This is a genomic window from Pseudomonadota bacterium (genome assembly GCA_039815145.1).
In the GTDB taxonomy this organism is placed as follows: domain Bacteria; phylum Pseudomonadota; class Gammaproteobacteria; order Steroidobacterales; family JBCBZW01; genus JBCBZW01.
In genome coordinates, this window is sequence record JBCBZW010000011.1 from 64992 (window position 1) to 81961 (window position 16970).

The 16970-nt window shown below is 67.9% G+C and carries 16 protein-coding genes; 14 read left to right on the plus strand and 2 right to left on the minus strand.

Features of this window, described 5'->3' with window-relative positions; all coding sequences use genetic code 11:
* Positions 1–172: 172 nt before the first annotated feature.
* The 10 genes from AAF184_05305 to AAF184_05350 all read left to right on the plus strand — a co-directional run bounded on the left by AAF184_05305 (position 173) and on the right by AAF184_05350 (position 12958).
* A complete protein-coding gene (locus AAF184_05305; protein ID MEO0421729.1) occupies positions 173–805 on the plus strand; it encodes a ribonuclease HII in 633 nt (210 codons plus the stop codon).
* Positions 802–4323 carry a DNA polymerase III subunit alpha gene (gene dnaE / locus AAF184_05310; GenBank protein ID MEO0421730.1) on the plus strand — a complete coding sequence of 1174 codons (3522 nt, stop codon included), beginning with the start codon at positions 802–804 and terminating at the stop codon, positions 4321–4323. The genes AAF184_05305 and dnaE overlap by 4 nt, the downstream gene beginning before the upstream one ends.
* A gap of 161 nt (positions 4324–4484) precedes the next feature.
* Entirely contained in the window at positions 4485–5450 is a 966-nt protein-coding gene (locus AAF184_05315; GenBank protein ID MEO0421731.1) for an acetyl-CoA carboxylase carboxyltransferase subunit alpha, read from the plus strand.
* Between the two features lie 77 nt (positions 5451–5527).
* Positions 5528–6823, plus strand: a complete 1296-nt coding sequence (gene tilS, locus AAF184_05320) for a tRNA lysidine(34) synthetase TilS (protein ID MEO0421732.1) — start codon at positions 5528–5530, stop codon at positions 6821–6823.
* A 108-nt stretch (positions 6824–6931) separates the two neighbouring features.
* Positions 6932–8578, plus strand: a complete 1647-nt coding sequence (locus AAF184_05325; protein ID MEO0421733.1) for a CTP synthase — start codon at positions 6932–6934, stop codon at positions 8576–8578.
* A gap of 19 nt (positions 8579–8597) precedes the next feature.
* Positions 8598–9431 carry a 3-deoxy-8-phosphooctulonate synthase gene (gene kdsA / locus AAF184_05330; GenBank protein MEO0421734.1) on the plus strand — a complete coding sequence of 278 codons (834 nt, stop codon included), beginning with the start codon at positions 8598–8600 and terminating at the stop codon, positions 9429–9431.
* 46 nt (positions 9432–9477) lie between these two features.
* Entirely contained in the window at positions 9478–10782 is a 1305-nt protein-coding gene (gene eno / locus AAF184_05335) for a phosphopyruvate hydratase (GenBank protein ID MEO0421735.1), read from the plus strand.
* A gap of 12 nt (positions 10783–10794) precedes the next feature.
* Positions 10795–11106 carry a septum formation initiator family protein gene (locus AAF184_05340; protein ID MEO0421736.1) on the plus strand — a complete coding sequence of 104 codons (312 nt, stop codon included), beginning with the start codon at positions 10795–10797 and terminating at the stop codon, positions 11104–11106.
* Complete coding sequence (locus AAF184_05345; GenBank protein ID MEO0421737.1) at positions 11103–12191, plus strand: tRNA pseudouridine(13) synthase TruD; 1089 nt, start codon at positions 11103–11105, stop codon at positions 12189–12191. The genes AAF184_05340 and AAF184_05345 overlap by 4 nt, the downstream gene beginning before the upstream one ends.
* A gap of 2 nt (positions 12192–12193) precedes the next feature.
* Positions 12194–12958, plus strand: coding sequence for an enoyl-CoA hydratase/isomerase family protein (locus AAF184_05350; protein ID MEO0421738.1), 765 nt, complete (start codon positions 12194–12196; stop codon positions 12956–12958).
* Positions 12959–12965: 7 nt separating this feature from the next.
* Here the strand turns inward: AAF184_05350 and AAF184_05355 are convergent, their stop codons facing one another.
* Entirely contained in the window at positions 12966–13565 is a 600-nt protein-coding gene (locus tag AAF184_05355; protein ID MEO0421739.1) for a Smr/MutS family protein, read from the minus strand.
* A 127-nt stretch (positions 13566–13692) separates the two neighbouring features.
* On the opposite strand from AAF184_05355, the gene surE reads away from it, so the two are divergent.
* Genes surE through AAF184_05375 form a run of 4 tightly spaced genes read left to right on the plus strand, consistent with a single transcriptional unit; the run spans position 13693 to position 16564 of the window.
* Complete coding sequence (gene surE / locus AAF184_05360; protein MEO0421740.1) at positions 13693–14451, plus strand: 5'/3'-nucleotidase SurE; 759 nt, start codon at positions 13693–13695, stop codon at positions 14449–14451.
* Entirely contained in the window at positions 14448–15119 is a 672-nt protein-coding gene (locus AAF184_05365) for a protein-L-isoaspartate(D-aspartate) O-methyltransferase (protein MEO0421741.1), read from the plus strand. Before surE ends, AAF184_05365 begins: the two co-directional genes overlap by 4 nt.
* Before the next feature lie 41 nt (positions 15120–15160).
* Positions 15161–15712, plus strand: coding sequence for a YqaA family protein (locus tag AAF184_05370; GenBank protein MEO0421742.1), 552 nt, complete (start codon positions 15161–15163; stop codon positions 15710–15712).
* Between the two features lie 30 nt (positions 15713–15742).
* Positions 15743–16564 carry a peptidoglycan DD-metalloendopeptidase family protein gene (locus tag AAF184_05375; protein MEO0421743.1) on the plus strand — a complete coding sequence of 274 codons (822 nt, stop codon included), beginning with the start codon at positions 15743–15745 and terminating at the stop codon, positions 16562–16564.
* 24 nt (positions 16565–16588) lie between these two features.
* Here the strand turns inward: AAF184_05375 and AAF184_05380 are convergent.
* The coding region (locus AAF184_05380) for an MTH938/NDUFAF3 family protein (protein MEO0421744.1) at positions 16589–16970 on the minus strand (382 nt) is incomplete at its 5' end.

Consider the following 16970-nt stretch of genomic DNA (forward strand, 5'->3'; position numbering starts at 1 on the left):
GGCCCATGGAGATCAAGGTTGACGCGCCCCCCAGCGCCAGACAGGCTCTGGCCGATTGGGGCTGAGGCGATTACGTGGGCGACAGGGGGGTAGCTTGGTCGACGGGAGCACCAGGGTGGCAGCAAAACAGCGCGGTTTGGCATCCGAGCCGCTGCCGTTGCCGGGGGCGAGCGTGCATTGCGGCGGCCGCCGTGGCGTGCGCGCTCGGCGCTGGGCTATCGGCGTGGATGAGGTGGGCCGCGGGCCCCTGGCCGGCCCGGTGGTTGCGGCGGCCGTGGTGTTGCATCCGCGGCGGGTCCCGGAGGGGCTCAAGGACTCGAAGAAGCTCACCGCGCGCCAGCGCGAGCGCCTCGCAGGGGAGATCCGCGAGCAGGCGACGGCGTGGTGTATTGCCAGCGCTGAGGTCGAGGAGATCGATCGCCTCAACATTCTGCAGGCCAGCCTTCTCGCCATGACGCGCGCCCTCGCCGGCGTGGTCAGCGACGGCCCCGCCGACCGCGCCCTGATCGACGGCCGCCAGCTACCCACCCTGCCAGAGGGTGTCGCGAGGGCAGAGGCGGTAATCGGGGGCGATGCGACGGTGGCGTCGATCAGCGCCGCGTCGATCCTCGCCAAGGTCTGGCGCGATGAGCACATGGTGCAAGCGCACGCGCGGTTTCCCGCCTACGGCTTCGAGAAGCACAAGGGCTATCCCACCCGATCGCATCTCGAGGCGCTGCGCGATGCCGGCCCCTGCGCATTGCACAGGCGCAGCTTCGCCCCTGTCGACGCCGCCCTGCGCGAGCGGACCGAGGGCGTGGCATGAGCGGTTTCGTCCATCTGCGCGTGCACTCGGAGTACTCGCTGATCGACAGCGTGGTGCGTATCCCCGGCTTGGTGCGCCGGGTGGCGGACAACGGTATGGGCGCGGTGGCGATCACCGACCACAACAATGTGTTCGCCATGGTCAAGTTCTACCGCGCCGCGGAGAAGGCCGGCGTCAAACCGATCATCGGTGCCGATCTTACCATCGCCGCACACGAGGAACGGCAGGCGGACTACCGCTTCACGGTGCTCTGCCAGGATCCCACCGGCTACCGTAGCCTATCGAATCTACTCACTCGCGCGTACCTCGACGGTTTGCACGACGGACGTCCCCGGGTCGAGCGGGAGTGGCTGAGTGCACAGGCCACCCAAGGCCTGATCGCCCTGTCCGGGGCCATGGACGGCGATGTCGGGCAGGCGCTGGTGCAGAACCGTGCGCCCCTGGCCCGTGAGCGCCTCCAGCATTGGTTGGACGTCTTCGAAGATCGCTACTACGTCGAGCTGGAGCGGATCGGTCGCCCGGGCGAGGATGAGTACCTGGCGGATGCGGTGCTGATGAGCGCCGAGTTCGCCGTGCCGGTGGTGGCCACCAACGGCGTGTGCTTCCTCCAGCCTGAGGAGTACGACTCGCACGAGGCTCGCGTGTGTATCCACGACGGTTACACGCTTGCCGACGGGCGCCGACCCCGTCGCCACACGCAGGAGCAGTACCTGCGCACCGTCGAGGAGATGGCGGACCTGTTCGACGATCTCCCCGAGGCCCTCGAGAATAGCGTCGAGATCGCCCTGCGCTGCAATCTGGAGCTGACCCTCGGCAAGAGCGTGCTGCCGGACTTCGAGCTGCCGGACGGTTACGACGAGAACCGGTTCCTCGCCGAGGAGTCGGCCCGCCGCCTAGGACCGAAGCTCATCGAGCACCCAACGGAGCACGCCCAGGAGGTCTACGACAAGCGCCTCGCCCGTGAGCTCGACGTGATCCAGAGCATGGGCTTCGCTGGCTACTTCCTCATCGTGGCGGACTTCGTGCGCTGGGCGCGCGAGAACGACGTGCCCGTGGGGCCCGGCCGTGGCTCGGGCGCGGGCTCCCTGGTGGCCTACGCCTTGGGCATCACCGATCTCGATCCCCTCGAGTACGACCTGCTCTTCGAGCGCTTCCTGAACCCCGAACGCGTGTCCATGCCCGATTTCGATATCGACTTCTGCATGGACGGCCGTGACCGGGTGATCGACTACGTCGCCGATCGCTACGGCCGCGATCGAGTCTCCCAGATCATCACCTACGGCAGCATGGCCGCGCGCGCCGTGGTGCGCGACGTCGGCCGCGTGCTGGGGCATCCCTACGGCTTCGTCGATCGCATCGCCAAGCTCATCCCGATGGAGATCGGCATGACCTTGGACAAGGCCCTGGAGCAGGACGAGGAGCTCAAGCGCCAGTACCACAGCGACGAGGAGGTGAGCGCGGTGATCGATCTCGCGCGCTCCTTGGAGGGTTTGGCGCGCAACGCGGGCAAGCACGCCGGCGGCGTGGTCATCGCCCCGGGCGAACTCACAGACTTCACCCCGCTGGTGTGCGAAGAGGGGGGCGGCAACAAGGTCACCCAGCTCGACAAGGACGACGTGGAAGCGATCGGTCTGGTCAAGTTCGATTTCCTGGGGCTGCGCACGCTCACGATCATCGACCGCGCGGTGAAGACCATCGACGTGGCCCGTGCGGGTGCCGGCGAGGAGCCCCTAGATCTGCGCCGCGTGGCCATGCACGACAGCGCCGCCTTCGATCTGCTCAAGGCCTGCGACACCGTGGCCGTGTTCCAGTTGGAGTCGCGCGGCATGCGGGACCTCATCAAGCGCCTGCAGCCGCACCGCTTCGAGGACATCGTGGCCCTCGTCGCCCTGTTCCGCCCCGGCCCCCTGCAGTCCGGCATGGTGGACGACTTCATCGCGCGCAAGCATGGCCTGGCGGCGATCGCCTACCCGCACCCGGAGCTCGAGTCGATCCTGGAACCGACCTACGGGGTGATCCTGTACCAGGAGCAGGTGATGCAGATCGCTCAGGTGCTGGCCGGTTACTCCCTCGGCGGCGCCGATCTCTTGCGTCGCGCCATGGGCAAGAAGAAACCCGAGGAGATGGCCAAGCAGCGCGACATTTTCATGGAAGGGGCGTTGGCGCGCGGCGTCGACGAGGATGTGGCGACCCACATCTTCGACCTGATGGAGAAGTTCGCCGGCTACGGCTTCAATAAGTCACACTCGGCGGCCTACGCGCTGCTCTCCTACCACACCGCTTGGCTGAAGGCCCACTACCCCGCCGCCTTCATGGCTGCCGTGCTGTCCGCAGACCTCGAGCACACGGACAAGCTCATGCATCTGGTCGATGCCTGCCGCGAGATGAAGCTCGAGGTGAAGATGCCGGATGTGAACGCCTCGGACTACTACTTCACCACCGAGGGCGACGGCATTCGCTACGGCCTCGGCGCCATCAAGGGCGTCGGGCGCGGTGCGGTAGAAGCGGTGATCGAAGAACGCGAGCGGGGTGGGCCCTACACGAGCCTGCATGATGTGTGCGACCGCATCGATCTGCAGCGGATCAATCGCCGCGTGCTGGAGGGGCTGATTCGCTCCGGTGCCATGGATAGCATCGGTGCTAACCGAGCCACCCTGGACGCGCAGCTGGGCGATGCCCTGCGCGCCGCCGAGCAACGCGCTCGAGCCAGCGAGGCGGGGCAGGACGACCTGTTCGGCCTGGCCGCCACGGAAGCGCCCTTGGCGGCGGCAGACACCGCCAGCGCCCCGCGCGCGGCGCCGCGGCCGGAGTGGCCGGAGAGCCTGCGCTTGAAGTACGAGCGCGACGCGCTGGGGCTCTACCTCAGCGGCCATCCCTTCGCCCAGTACGAGGCGGAGATCGCCGAGGTGACCAGCGGTCGGCTCGGTGAGCTGCAGGCCGAAGAGCCGACCCAGGCGCAACGCGAACGCGCGTATTCGGCCGGTCGTCGCAACGTACGCGTGGCGGGCCTGCTGGTGGATATCCGCAAGCGCGGCCAACGCCTGATGCTGATGCTGGATGACCGCAGCGGTCGAATGGAGATCGTGGTCAACGACGATCTGTACCAGCGGGCGCGCAACGCCATCGTCAAGGACACGATCCTGATCGTGGACTGTATCCTGCGCTACGACGATTACAGCGACGCATGGCGTGGGGACGCTCGCGAGATCATGGACCTCGATCAGCTCTGGGAGAAGTGTGCCCGGCGCATGGACATCTTCTGGCAAGCGCCTGCGGACGTGGATAGCGGCGAGGACGCCCAACGTTTCGCCAGTGAGCTGCGCGAGGCGCTGAGCCCCTTCAAGGCGCCCGGCTGCTGCCAGGTGAATGTGCTCTACCGCAGCGCTCAAGCCGGCGCTCGCCTGTCCCTCGGCGATGAGTGGCGGGTGCGCCCAACCCGCCAGCTCCTCGACCGTCTCCACTCCTTGACCGGCGGTCGCCGGGTCCGGCTGGTCTACGCGCAGCAACTCGACGCGTAGGCGGCGTGTTCCCCTGTGAGTTGCTTGTGGACCCGGCGCACGCCCGCTAAGGTTGCGGGCTTCAACCAGTATCGGCATGCCAGGAACGCCCGTCGCCCAGCGATGGCGCACCCCAGCCGGTCTTACAAGTCGTTATCGGGGTTGCCCATTTGACCGCGAACATGGATACGGATTTTCTCGACTTCGAGCGACCGATCGCCGAACTAGAGGCCAAGATCGACGAACTGCGCCACGTCACCGGCGACTCGGAGATCAACATCAATGAGGAAGTGGCCAAGCTCGAAGAGAAGAGCCGCGCGCTGACGGAGCAGATCTTCTCCAACCTGAGCGCCTGGCAGATCGCTCGCCTGGCACGCCACCCGCTTCGCCCGTACACCCTCGATTACGTGGACATGATGTTCACGGATTTTCAGGAACTGCACGGAGATCGCGCCTTTCGCGATGATCCTGCCCTGATCGCCGGGATCGGCCGCCTCGAGGGGCGCCCGGTGCTGATCCTCGGCCATCAGAAGGGCCGCGATACGCGTGAGAAGGTGCGCCGAAACTTCGGCATGGCGCGTCCTGAAGGCTACCGCAAGGCCCTGCGCCTGATGCAGATGGCTGAGCGCTTCAAGCTGCCGATCATCACCTTGATCGACACCCCGGGCGCCTACCCGGGCATCGGTGCGGAGGAGCGCGGCCAGAGCGAGGCCATCGCCCGCAACCTCACGGTGATGGCGCGCCTCAGCGTGCCCATCGTGTGCGTCGTGATCGGCGAGGGCGGCTCGGGCGGCGCCCTGGCGATCGGCGTCGGTGATCGGGTGCTGATGCTCAAACACTCGATTTACTCGGTGATCTCCCCCGAGGGCTGCGCCTCCATTCTCTGGCGCAGTGCGGAGAAGGCCGAGGACGCGGCGGAAGCGATGGGCATCACGGGTGACCGTCTGTACGACCTGGGACTCATCGACGAGGTGCTGGACGAGCCGCTCGGCGGCGCCCATCGCGATCCCAAGACCATGGCGAAGACGCTCGTCAGCGCGCTCGACAAGCTCCTCGATCAGCTCAGCGGCATCCCTGCCGAGGATCTGGTGGCCGCGCGCTATCAGCGCCTCGCCAACTTCGGCATGTTCAAGGACGGGGCCGCCTGACCGGCGAGGCGACCCCGCCGGCGAGCGACCTGTTACTCGATCCGCTCGCCCAACCGCCCGATGTCCCACCGGGCCAGTTGCTGCTGGCCTACAGCGGCGGCCGCGACTCGAGCGTGCTGCTGCACGCGGTCCACTCCCTCAGCGCCGCCGGCGCGCTGCCCGGCTGCCAGTTGCAAGCGGTTCACATCCACCATGGCCTGCACCCGCAAGCGGACGCGTGGGCAACACACTGTGAGCAACAGGCGGGGCAACTCGGCGTGGCGCTCGCGGTCGAGCGCCTGACCCTGGCGCGACGGGCCGGCGATGGTGGCGAGGAAGCAGTCGCTCGCGAAGCGCGCTACGCCGCTTTGCTCGAGCACCTCGCCGCACAAGGGCGCCTGCTGACAGCGCATCACGCGGACGATCAGCTGGAGACCGTGCTGCTGGCCCTGGCCCGAGGAGCAGGGGTGCAGGGCCTCGCGGGAATGCCCTCCGTACAGCGGCGAGGGAAGGGCTGGCACCTGCGACCGCTGCTGAATTGGTCGAGCGAACAGGTGGCGGCCTATGCGCACCACCATCGCCTCACCTACGTCGACGACCCCTCGAACGCCGATCCGCGTCACGCGCGCAGCTATCTGCGCCGTGAGGTAGTGCCGCGGCTGCGGGCACGCTGGCCGTCGATCGCGGCGGGCGCGGTGCGCAGTGCAGCCCACTGCGGAGCCGCCGCGGCCCAGGGCGACGCCCTCGCCCGCGTGGACGCCGGTGCCGAACTGGCCGTATTGGATCGCTTGCCGGTGGTGAGCCTCGCGCCCTTGGGTGGCGATCGTCAGCGCAACCTCGTGCGCGCTTGGTGTCGCGCCCGCGGGTATCGGCCGCCGCCGGAGCGGCGCCTGCGCCAGGGCCTCGATGACCTCCTCACCTGCGCCCAGGATGCCCTGCCGAGCCTCGAGTGGGAGGAGGTCGCTCTGCGCCGCTATCGCGATCACCTCTACCTCGTGTGCCCCGCGCAGATCCGCCTCGATGACCCGCTGCCGAGCGCCGATGACCGCTTGGCGCTTCCCGCCGCGCTGGGGCGCCTCGCGGTGGCCCCGGTGGCGCCGGGGGTGGGGGGCTTGCGCGTCGATCCCGAGCGTTGGCACGCCGCTCCGGTGCGCGTGCGTTTTCGCCGCGGCGGGGAGCGCGTTCGCCTGGTCGGGCGTGCGGGCAGCCGATCCCTGAAGCACCTGCTGCAGGACTGGGGGGTGGTGCCATGGATGCGCGGGCGCATCCCGCTCCTGTGTCAGGGGGATGCGATCGTCGCCATCGCCGGCCTGGCGGTAACCGCGGAGTTTGCCGCGAGACCCGACGCGCCAGCCCTCGAAGTGCGCTGGGAGGGGCACCCGAGCGTGCACTGACGGGGCGGTCGGTCGCGCTTTCCTTTGTCGTTAGGGACCGAATCTGGTAGTTTCTACTCCCGGCTTGCTGATGCGCCTTTTGCATCCGCACAGACGGGGTTCCCTCTCATGACTAAATACGTCTTCGTGACCGGCGGCGTCGTTTCCTCGTTGGGGAAAGGCATCGCCTCGGCTTCTTTGGGAGCTCTGCTCGAGGCGCGCGGTCTGCGCGTCAGCATGATGAAGCTGGATCCGTACATCAACGTCGATCCAGGCACCATGAGTCCCTTTCAGCACGGCGAGGTGTTCGTCACCCACGACGGCGCCGAGACCGATCTCGACCTGGGGCACTACGAGCGCTACGTGCGCCACACCACGAGCCGCTCCAGCAACTTCACCACCGGGCGCATCTACGAGAATGTGATCCGCAAGGAGCGCAGGGGGGACTACCTCGGCGCCACCGTGCAGGTCATTCCGCACATCACGGACGAGATCATCCGCTGCATCCGCCAGGGCGCGGACGGCGCGGACATATGCATGGTGGAGATCGGCGGCACCGTGGGTGACATCGAGTCCCTGCCGTTCCTGGAAGCGATTCGCCAGTTCCGCGTGGAGGTGGGGGTACGCAACTCGCTGTTCATGCACCTGACCCTGGTGCCGTACATCAGCGTGTCGAGCGAGATCAAGACCAAACCGACGCAGCACTCGGTGAAGGAGCTGCGCTCGATCGGTATTCAGCCGGACATTCTGCTGTGTCGCGCGGAGAAGATGATTCCCGAGGAGCAGCGGCGCAAGATCGCCCTGTTCACGAACGTGGAACCGCGCGCCGTGATCTGCTGCCACGATTCAGACGACATCTACAAGATCCCCTTCATCCTGAAGGGCCAGGGTCTCGACGATATCGTTGCCGAGCACTTCGGCCTCGAGGTGCCCGAGGCTCAGCTCGACGATTGGCAGCGGGTGGTGGATGCACGGGCCAATCCGGAAGCGGAGGTCGACGTGGCGATGGTGGGCAAGTACGTGGACTTCCGCGACTCCTACATCAGCCTTACGGAAGCCCTGATGCACGCCGGCGTGCACACCCACACGCGCGTGCGGGTGCACTACATCGAAGCCCAGAGCCTGGAGGAGGATGGCCCCGGCCGCCTCGCCGGCATGGACGCGGTGCTCGTGCCCGGCGGCTTCGGCGAGCGCGGCATCGAGGGCAAGATCCTGGCCGCCGGCTACGCGCGTCAGAAGCGCATTCCCTACCTCGGCATCTGCCTCGGCATGCAGGTGGCGGTGATCGAGTACGCGCGCTCCGTGGCGGGCCTCACCTCCGCCCACAGCTCAGAGTTCGATCCGGCGACGCCGGATCCGGTGATCGGCCTGATCACCGAGTGGCGGGACCGTAGCGGCGCCGTCGAGCAGCGCGATGTGGACAGCGACCTCGGTGGCACCATGCGCCTGGGTGCCCAGGAGTGCCGCCTGCGGCCGGGCTCCCTGGCCCACCAGTTGTACGGCGATCTCACCATCTCCGAGCGCCACCGCCATCGCTACGAGTTCAACAACACCTACATGGGCCAGCTCGAGGCCCAGGGCCTGCGCTTCTCCGGTCGCTCCGCCGATGACCTGGTGGAGATCGTCGAGGTGCCCAATCACCCGTGGTTCCTGGCCTGCCAGTTCCACCCGGAGTTCACCTCCAATCCGCGCGATGGCCATCCGCTGTTCTCAGGGTTCGTGCGCGCCGCCCGTGCCTACCGCGAGGGCATGATGCCGCGTGAGGCGAGCGCCTGAGCAGCCTGGGCGTCTCCCCGTGAAGCTCAACGGCGTCGAGGTGGGTCTGGAGCGCCCGCTGTTCCTGATCGCCGGTCCGTGCGTCATCGAGAGTGAAGCGATGGCCATGGAGACGGCAGGCGCCCTACGCGACCTGACGGAAGAGTTAGGCATTCCCTTCGTCTACAAGAGTTCCTACGACAAGGCGAACCGCTCTTCCGCCGGCAGCTTTCGCGGCCCGGGTATCGACGAGGGGCTCAAGATACTCGAGGCTGTGCGCGAACAGATCGGCGTGCCCGTGCTCACCGACGTGCACGACGACACGCCCATCGAGGAGGTCGCGGCGGTCGTCGATGTGATGCAGACGCCGGCATTCCTCTGCCGTCAGACCAACTTCATCCAACGCGTCGCCGCCGCTGGCAAGCCGATGAACATCAAGAAGGGGCAGTTTCTCTCGCCCTGGGAGATGGGCAACGTGGTGGACAAGGCGCGGGCCACCGGCAACGCGCAGATCATGGTCTGCGAGCGCGGCTTCAGCTTCGGCTACCAGAACCTGGTGTCCGATATGCGCTCGCTGGCGGTGATGCGCGAGACGGGCTGTCCCGTCGTGTTCGATGCCACGCACAGCGTGCAACTGCCAGGTGGCAAGGGCCACGCGTCTGGCGGCCAGCGGGAATTCGTGCCCGTGCTGGCCCGGGCAGCGGTCGCCGCGGGGGTGGCGGGGGTGTTCATGGAAACCCATCCGGATCCCGAGAAGGCTCTGAGCGACGGCCCCAACGCCTGGCCCCTGGGCAAGCTCGAGCCCCTGCTGCGAACACTGATCGCCCTGGACCGCCTGGTAAAGTCTGAAGGTTTCGCCGAAACAACCCTGTAGAATACGCGGCCAATCAATCACCACCGGACCGCGGAGTACCCCGCCCATGACCAACATCAGCAACGTCGTCGCCCGCCAGATCTTCGATTCCCGGGGCAATCCCACCGTGGAGGCAGACGTGTTGCTGGAAGACGGCTCGCTCGGGCGCGCGGCGGTGCCCTCGGGCGCCAGCACGGGCACGCGCGAAGCGGTGGAGCTGCGCGATGGCGACAAGGCTCGCTACCTGGGCAAGGGCGTCAGCAAGGCAGTGGCCAACGTCAACGGTGAGATTCGCGACGTGGTGGTCGGCATGGACGTGCTCGATCAGACCGCGCTGGATGCCCGCCTGATCAGCCTCGACGGCAGCGACAACAAGGGCCGCCTCGGCGCCAACGCCCTGTTGGCCGTCTCCCTCGCTGCGGCGCAGGCGGCGAGCATCTCCACGCGCCAGCCTCTGTATCAGCGCCTGGCCGCCACCGCCGGCGTGGCCGCCTCGGTCGGCCAGCTGCCCGTGCCGATGATGAACATTATCAACGGTGGCGCCCACGCGGACAACGCCCTCGACATCCAGGAGTTCATGATCCTCCCGGTGGGCGCACCGAACTTCACCGAAGCCATGCGCTACGGCGCTGAGGTGTTCCACGCCCTGAAGAGCGTGCTCAAGGGTCAGGGCTTGAACACGGCGGTGGGCGATGAGGGCGGCTTCGCCCCCGACCTGCCGTCCAACGCGGTGGCCCTCGAGACCATCATGCAGGCCATCGAGAAGGCCGGGCTGAAGGTGGGCAGCGATGTGTACCTGGGCCTCGATGTCGCCAGCTCCGAGTTCTACGCCGACGGCAAGTACACGCTCGCTGCGGAGAACCGCAGCTTCGATGCGGGCGGTTTCGTCGAATACCTGGCCACGCTCACCCGCGACTACCCGATCATTTCCGTCGAAGACGGCATGGACGAGAGCGACTGGGATGGGTGGGACCTGCTCACCAAGGCGGTCGGCGACAAGGTGCAGTTGGTCGGCGACGATTTGTTCGTCACCAACACCGCCATCCTGCGCGAGGGCATCGATCGCAACATCGCCAACGCCATCCTGATCAAGCCGAACCAGATCGGCACCCTCACAGAGACCTTGCAGGCGATCGAAATGGCGGGTGCCGCCGGCTACGGCGCGGTCGTGTCACACCGCTCGGGCGAGACCTCCGACCACATGATCGCCGACATCGCCGTGGGCACCAGCGCCACGCAGATCAAGACCGGTTCGCTCTCGCGGTCCGATCGCATGGCCAAGTACAACCAGCTCCTGCGCATCGAACAGGCCTTGGGCGACGCGGCCGTGTACCCCGGCGCCAAGGCCTTCAACTTGGATCTCCTCGCCTAGGGCACCGAAACGATGGCCTTCCGCGCACTCCTGATCAGCCTGCTCGCTGCATTCGTGCTGCTGCAGTACCAGCTGTGGCTGACGCCGCAGGGGCTGCGCGAGGTATTTCGCCTGGGCGCTGAGCTGGATCAGCTGCGGGAGGAGAACGCCGGGCTCGTGCGGCGCAATGCCAAGCTCGACGCGGAGGTCGCCGATCTGCGCGAGGGCCTCGGCGCCATCGAGGAACGCGCCCGCACCGATCTCGGCATGATTCGCGACGACGAGACCTTCTACCGATCGCCCACGCGCGCACTGCGCATCGGCAACGCCTCGCCGACGCCGTGAGCGAGCCCCCAGCGCTCCCGACCGCACCCGCCGACACACCCCTCGCCCCGCCTCGGGCCCAGGGTGCGCCCGCGACCCGTTGCGTCCTGCGCGCCGAGCCTCAGGACTTCATGGTCGACGAGGACCTCGGGCTGGAGCCTGACGGCAGCGGCGAGCACCTCTTGCTGCGAGTGGAAAAGACCGGTGCCAACACGGCCTGGGTCGCTCGCCAGCTCGCCCGTTGGGCGCAGATACCCCCGGCGGATGTGAGCTACAGCGGTATGAAGGACCGCCATGCCGTGACCCGTCAGTGGTTCTCCCTGCGCATGGGAGGACGCGAGGACCCGCCCTTGGCCGAGCTCGACGTGGAAGGCGTCGAGGTGCTGAGCAGCGCCCGCCATGGCCGCAAGCTGCGCCGGGGCACCCATCGGGCGAATCACTTCACCCTGACCCTTCGCGAGTTGGATGCGGACCTAACGGATCGCTTCGCCTATGTGCTCGCGCACGGGTTTCCGAACTACTTTGGTGCGCAACGCTACGGCCAGCGCAACCTCGACAGTGCCCGCAGCCTGTTCTCGGGGAAGGGGCGGCGCCTGAAGCGCGAGCAGCGCAGCATGGCGCTGTCGTCCGCGCGCAGTTTGCTCTTCGATACGGTGCTCGCCGAGCGTGTGGCGCAGGGCAGCTGGAACCGGCTGCTCGCGGGCGATGCGGCCATGCTGGCAGGCTCACAGAGCTGGTTCGCCGTCGACACCCCCGACGACGCCTTGGCCGAGCGCCTGGCCTGTTTCGACATCCATCCGAGCGGCCCCCTGTGGGGCGCGGGCGACCTCGCCACCGGCGCGAGCATCGCCGAGCTCGAGCAGGCGGTGGCGGCCGCCCACGAAGGCTTCGCGACGGGGCTGGCCCGCGGCGGCCTGCGCCAGCAGCGTCGTCCCCTGCGCGCGTGCGCCGAGGGCGCCACGATCGAGCAGCACGAGCGCACGGCGTGCGTTCGCTTCACCTTACCCGCGGGTAGCTACGCCACCTCCCTGGTGCGCGAGCTGGCCGATATCGACGAACCCGACCGCTCGCGCGCAACCGCGCGGGCGAGCGAAGCAGGAGACTGACGATGAGTGACACCGTGGATGTGATCGACCACGAGGGCGGCGTGCGGGAACTGCGCATGGCGCGCCCGCCGGTCAACGCCCTGGACCCTCACCTGATCGCGACGCTGCGCGACCAGATCAAGGCGGCGGGGGGTGAGGCCGGCGCCGTGGTCATCTCCGGGCGGCCGGGCATGTTTACCGCCGGCCTCGACGTGCCCACCCTGTTGCAGCTCGATCGGCCGACGATCGCTACCGTGTGGGAGGACTTCATTGACCTCATGCACACGATCGCTGCGAGTGCCGTGCCCGTGGTGGCGGCGATCACCGGCCATAGCCCCGCCGGCGGTGCCGTACTCGCCGTGTTCTGCGACTACCGCATCATGGCGGAGGGCAAGTACACGATCGGGCTGAACGAAGTGCAGGTGGGGCTGCCCGTGCCGCCCGTCGTGGTCGACGCCTACGCTCGGCTGGTGGGCGCTGCACGGGCCGAGCGCCTGCTGAGCCTCGCGGCGTTGCTACCCCCCGACGACGCGCTCGAGGCCGGTCTGGTCGACGAGGTGGTGGCGGTGGACGAGGTGGTGCCCCGGGCGCTGGAGGAGGCGCGTCGCCTAGCGGCGTTTCCGCCGATTGCGCAGCGCGAGACGAGGCGCTACGCGCGCCATGCGCTGCTCACGCGCTTCGAGGTGCTGCGCCAGGAAGGGCTCGGCCAGCGCATGGCGGAGGTCTGGTTCAGCGATGAGACGCAGGCCTCCATGAAGGCGTTGGTAGCGCGCCTTGCCAAGCGCTGAGGTTGCGTCAGCTCTCGGCGTCGCGCCGCGGTCGGCGTAGGAGTACGTAGACCGCGCCGGTGCCGCCGTCTTCGGTTGGCGCCGAGACGAAGGCGAGGACGTTGGGCTGCTCGCGCAGCCAGGCGTTGACGAGGGTCTTGAGCACGGGCCCACGATCGCCGCTTCCGATCCCCTTGCCGTGTACCACTTTAATGCAACGCGCCCGTTCCTCGCGCGCCTCCGCCATGAAGTCGCTCAGCACTTTCGTGGCCCGGGCGGTGGTGAGGCCGTGCAGATCGACGCCTCCCTCCACCCGATACTGACCTCGCCGCAGCTGTCGCAAGGTGGAGGTGGCGACACCGGGGGCACGGTACTCGAGGGGCTCGCCCCGTCCCACCCTCGGAAGGTTCTGCGCGGCGAACGCGTCGGCCATGGCGCTTGGGGTGGGCGTTCGATCCGCCGCCGAGGGTGCGTCGGACGGTCGCGGCCGCGGACGCACAGGATCGCGCGCGCGCATGAGCACGTCGGGTGGATCCTCCGCCTCCAGCCGGCGCACATCGCGCATCGCTTCGCGAAACAGGCGCTGCGCCTCCTGCTGCTGTTCGTCAGCGTCGTCGCCGCCGGCCATGGGTCCTCGCTGTTGTTGCCGATCGAGTGTTGAATGCGGGCGTGGGGACCCGCTCGATCCAGTATAGTAGCGCTTGGGCCCGCAAGGCCGCCGCGGCACGCCGCACCACATGAGACTATGCAACTGCATGAAGGTCCTGATCAGTAACGACGATGGTTATCGCGCGCCGGGCATCCGCGCCTTGCGCGATGCGATCGCGCCGCTTGTCGAGCAGACGGTGATCGTCGCGCCCGACCGCAATCGCAGCGGCGCCAGCAACTCGCTCACCTTGGAGCAACCCATCCGCGTCTGGAAGGATGCGGAGGACGTCTACTTCACCAACGGCACGCCGACCGATTGTGTGCACCTCGCCGTGACCGGGGGGCTGTTCGACTTCGAGCCGGACATGGTGATCTCCGGCATCAATCATGGACCTAATCTCGGCGATGACGTGTTGTACTCGGGCACTGTCGCCGCCGCGATGGAGGGGCGCTTTCTCGGCTTGCCCGCCATCGCGATGTCCTCGAGCTCGCCGCGCAGTCGCTTCATGCCAACGGGCGCCCATGTGGCGGCCGAGCTGGTGCGGCGCCTGATCGACGACCCCTTGCCCGCAGACACGATCCTGAACGTCAACGTGCCCGCGGTCGCCGTCGAGGAGCTTCGCGGCTATCGCAGCACGCGCCTCGGCCATCGACACAAGGCGGAGCCGGCGATCGCATCGACCGATCCACGCGGTGCACGGATCTATTGGGTAGGACCCGCCGGCGAGGAGCAGGACGCGGGGGAGGGGACGGACTTTCACGCCCTCACCGAACACTGCGTGTCCATCACCCCCTTGCAGGTCGATCTCACGCGCCATTCGGCGTTGCCGAGCCTCGCTGGCTGGGTGTCGGAGTTGGGCGCATGAGGGGCGGGGACGGATACTCGTCGGGCATCGGCATGACCTCGGCGCGTACGCGTGAGCGACTGGTCATGCGCTTGGCGGAGCAGGGCATCACGGATACGGCCGTGCTCGATCGGATGCGAGAGGTGCCTCGCCATCTGTTCGTTGACGAGGCCCTCGCCAGTCGCGCCTACGAGGACAGCTCCCTGCCCATCGGCCATGGCCAAACCATCTCCCAGCCCTGGGTGGTGGCGCGGATGACCGAAGCGATTCTGGCAACGACGCCCAAGCCCGCAAAGGTGCTCGAGATCGGTACCGGTTGCGGCTACCAGACCGCGGTGCTGGCAGGTCTCGTGCGCATGGTCTACAGCGTCGAGCGCTTGGCCCCGCTTTACGAGCGTGCTCGCGAGCAGCTGCGCGCCCTGAAACTCTCGAACGTGCACCTGCGCCACGGCGACGGCTGGCAGGGCTGGACCACCTACGCCCCTTACGACGCGATCCTCTGCACGGCGGCGCCGGCACGGGTGCCGGCGATGCTCGAGTCCCAGCTCGCCGAAGGCGGTCGCCTGGTCATCCCCGTCGGCGGACGTCGGGCGCAGCAGCTCCTGTGCATTCGCCGCCAGGGCGATCACTTCGAGCAGGAGGTGTTGGACCCGGTGGTGTTCGTGCCCTTGGTCGAGGGCCGCGCTTGAGCGGCGAGGGCGGCTGGTTCAGTGCCCTGTACAGCTGGGTGATGGGCCGGGCCGGCACGCCGCAGGCCACCTGGTACCTCGGCGGCTTGAGCTTCGCCGAGTCGTCCTTCTTCCCCATCCCGCCAGACGTCATGCTGATCCCGATGACCCTGGCGCGCCCGACGCGGGCTTGGTTTCTGGCCGCGATCACCACCGCCACGTCGGTGGCCGGCGGCTTGTTCGGCTACCTGATCGGCGTGCTCGCCATCGAGAGCATTACGCCGTTCCTCGAGCGTGCTGGATACGTCGACGCCTACGAGCTCGCTCGTAGCTGGTTCGACCGATGGGGTTTGTTAGCCGTATTGGCAGCGGGGTTCTCGCCGATCCCGTACAAGGTGTTCACCATTGCCGCGGGCGCCCTCGGTATGTTCCTGCCGGGCTTCGTGCTGATGTCATTGCTCGGGCGCGGAGCACGCTTCTTCCTGGTGGCCGGGTTGATGAAGGCGGGCGGTCCCGCTATGGAGGCCGCCGTACGCCGTCACGTGGAGTGGCTGGGGTGGGCCCTGGTGCTCGTCATCGCCGTGCTGATCGTGGCGCTCACCATCGGGCACTGAGCGATGCGGGCCGGGCGCGTCAGTGACCGGGTGAAGCTGCCTCCGCGGCGTGTGGGCGTCGCCCTGGCCGCCTGGGCGACGCTGCTGCTACTCAACGCGTGCGTGATCGTGACCCAGGACGACACGCCCTACCAGCCCGCTAAACCCACGCACTACACGGTGTTGCCCGGCGACACGCTCTACTCGATCGCCTTTCGCTTGAAGCTCGACTGGCGTGACCTCGCCCGTTGGAACGGCCTCGACAACCCCTCCCTGATTCACCCTGGTCAGCGCCTGGTGCTGAGCGAGCCGTCAGGTGCCAAGCGGCGCAGCAAGTCGACGCGAGTCGCCCGTGGCACTCCCCCGTCCACCTCCAGCAGGTCGCCGACGCCTAAGCCATCGACTAAGCCACCCAAGGGCACCGCGGCGACGCCAGCACCTACGTCACCGCCGAAGCGTACGCCGGCGCCAACCAACTCTGTGGCGTCCTCCTTGAGCTGGCGCTGGCCCGCCAGTGGCCCCCTGGTGGCCACCTTCAGCGACCCCGCCGAGGCGGGACGCGGTATCGACGTCGGTGGCAAGAAGGGAGACGGCGTACGCGCCGCCGCGAGCGGCCGAGTGGTGTACACGGGCAGTGGCCTGCGCTATTACGGCAACCTGGTGATCATCAAGCACGACGATACCTTCTTGAGCGCCTACGGCTACAACGACGCGCTCCTCGTCTCCCAGGGGGATGACGTGCGGGCAGGGCAGCGCATCGCTCGCATGGGCCTCGGTCCTGGGCAGCAGCCCCGCCTGCACTTCGAGATCCGCGTCAACGGCAAGCCCGTCGATCCTCTGCGCTACCTGCCGGCCCGCGATCGCGGTCGTTGACCCCCGCGTTCGTGCCGCGATCGCCTACAGGATCAGCGCCGCCGCCACCCGGCGCCCGTCCACCACCAGCACGTTGTAGGTGCGGCAGGCCGCCGAGGTGCCCATGACTTCGAGGCCGATGCCGAGCTCGGCGAGGTCGGCGATGAGCAGCGCCGGCGGGAACGCTTGGGTCGGACCGGTGCCGAGCACGACGATGTCGGGCTGCCAGGCCAGCAACGGCTTCAGCGCCTTCAGATCGAGCGTCTCCACGGGCGGGGCATCCCAAGGGCATACGAGCTCGTTGGGACTCATCAGCACGGGCGTATCCACCTCGCGATCCGCAAGGCGCAGTTGGCCCGGTCGGTAGGCGCGGACCAGGTGTACGCCTGCCTCCGTATGCAGGGTCAGTTTCACGCGATCTCCTCGA

Excerpts from the sequence above, each read along its gene's own strand:
- dnaE (MEO0421730.1), top strand. The coding sequence starts at position 802 with ATGAGCGGTTTCGTCCATCTGCGCGTGCACTCGGAGTACTCGCTGATC.
- AAF184_05315 (MEO0421731.1), top strand. The coding sequence starts at position 4,485 with ATGGATACGGATTTTCTCGACTTCGAGCGACCGATCGCCGAACTAGAG.
- AAF184_05325 (MEO0421733.1), top strand. The coding sequence starts at position 6,932 with ATGACTAAATACGTCTTCGTGACCGGCGGCGTCGTTTCCTCGTTGGGG.
- eno (MEO0421735.1), top strand. The coding sequence starts at position 9,478 with ATGACCAACATCAGCAACGTCGTCGCCCGCCAGATCTTCGATTCCCGG.
- AAF184_05340 (MEO0421736.1), top strand. The coding sequence starts at position 10,795 with ATGGCCTTCCGCGCACTCCTGATCAGCCTGCTCGCTGCATTCGTGCTG.
- AAF184_05350 (MEO0421738.1), top strand. The coding sequence starts at position 12,194 with ATGAGTGACACCGTGGATGTGATCGACCACGAGGGCGGCGTGCGGGAA.
- AAF184_05355 (MEO0421739.1), bottom strand. The coding sequence starts at position 13,565 with ATGGCCGGCGGCGACGACGCTGACGAACAGCAGCAGGAGGCGCAGCGC.
- surE (MEO0421740.1), top strand. The coding sequence starts at position 13,693 with ATGAAGGTCCTGATCAGTAACGACGATGGTTATCGCGCGCCGGGCATC.
- AAF184_05365 (MEO0421741.1), top strand. The coding sequence starts at position 14,448 with ATGAGGGGCGGGGACGGATACTCGTCGGGCATCGGCATGACCTCGGCG.
- AAF184_05370 (MEO0421742.1), top strand. The coding sequence starts at position 15,161 with ATGGGCCGGGCCGGCACGCCGCAGGCCACCTGGTACCTCGGCGGCTTG.